The sequence below is a fragment of the Arachnia sp. genome, from assembly GCF_057238465.1.
The window spans coordinates 1-1,530 of record NZ_DBHHFZ010000029.1; the positions used below are offsets into that span (position 1 = coordinate 1).

Annotated in this window: 2 protein-coding genes; both read left to right on the plus strand. The window is 65.6% G+C overall.

What is annotated here, in order from left to right; genetic code table 11:
• Positions 1–100: 100 nt before the first annotated feature.
• Positions 101–427 (plus strand): ArsR/SmtB family transcription factor, encoded by a 327-nt coding sequence (locus tag ACO6D6_RS15420; protein WP_484786121.1) that lies wholly within the window; start codon positions 101–103, stop codon positions 425–427.
• A complete protein-coding gene (locus ACO6D6_RS15425; protein WP_484786122.1) occupies positions 424–1,131 on the plus strand; it encodes a hypothetical protein in 708 nt (235 codons plus the stop codon). Before ACO6D6_RS15420 ends, ACO6D6_RS15425 begins: the two co-directional genes overlap by 4 nt.
• Positions 1,132–1,530: the final 399 nt, after the last annotated feature.

The window sequence follows — 1,530 nt, forward strand, 5'->3', positions numbered from 1 at the left end:
CCCTCCTCCTGCACTGAACGCATCACACTCACCTTCCGCTCCGGGCCCGTTCCAGCTCGTTCAACGCGCGGGCCGACGGCGCCCGGAGTACTATTTCGGTATGTCGCGAAATACCGAATCAGGAGTCTTCGCCGCCCTGGGGCACCCCACACGGCGCGCGATCCTGGCCTTTCTGCGCGATCACGACTACGTCAAGGTCGGCGAGATCGCCGACGCCGTCGGCGTCTCAGGATCAACCCTGTCGGGCCACCTGCGCACGCTGCGCGAGGCCGAGCTGGTCGACACCCGTCGCCGCGGCACCGAGATCCAGTACCGCGTCAACCTCACCCTCATTGACGAGGCCATGCTGCTGCTCGCCTCCCTGGGCGGCACGCTCAAAGCCCCCGATCCCACCGTCCACCTCGCTCAGGAAAGGAGAGAACCATGACAACCGAGAACCGCCCAACTCGTTTTCCCACCGGAGTTGTTATCGCTGCGGCGATCGCCCTGGCCTTCATGATCGTCTGGAGCGCCGTGCACTGGCCGGAGATGGCGCCCACCATCGTCACACGGGAGGCCGGCGGCAGCCACGGCGCGAGCATCATCCCCCGAGGCTTTAGCGCGTCGGCAATGCCAGTGACCCTCGTGCTGGTCTCCTCGCTGATGGCGATCAGCCCCTGGGTGAACGCGAAGTTCTCCTCACTCACCGGCATACCAATGCCCCGCTACGACCGCAGTACCGCACGGGTCCGCACCGCGACGCAGGCCGGGCTTTGCCTAGTGATGTGCGCCATGCACGTCTTCGTCGTCGGCCTCCACACGGGCTCCGAGACCTCCGCGCTCACGCTGGTGGCGATGAGCCTGGGCGCCCTGCTGGTCCTTCTGGGCATCTACCTCCCCATCGCGCAGTCCGACGTCGAGACGAATGACTCCTGGCTCAATGCCCTCATCGTCGCTCAACGCTCGATGAGCCGCAGCGCGGGCATCTCGATGGTCGTCGTCGGCCTGGCCACGATTGCGGGCACCACCGCCAGCCCGTGGCTGGGTCTGGCGATCGGAGGCAGCGGAGCGGTAGCCATCACCGTGACCCTTCTGGTCGCCTCCCTGGTCAGAGCCATTCGTTTGAGCAGGCCACGGCACCGCCACCCGTAAGCCGCAGTCACATATCTGCAGGGTCGACGCACCCACCGAGATGTCCCGGAGGGTTCGCATGTTGCAACGACATAAGCAATAGCCTCAACACCACCACAACATCCCCTCGTGTTGTCTGATGTCCACAGGACGGCGCACACCCGCCCACCTGGCCAAGGAAAGACAGAAGAAGCAGGAAGGGAGGAGGCACAGAGCAACGACAAGAACACCTCGGGAGACATCATCCATAACGTCGGGCGGCGGCCAGTAAGGCTGCCTAAGGACTGGTCACCGCCCGAAGGGCCGGTACCCGACCGGCCATTCCACCGCGGGGGAGACGGCACGTGCTTCAATCGAGGCATGGCAGTCGTCTCCCCCGTTCCGGTTCCGGGCCCCGTGCCCGGCGAGTCCATCCTGACC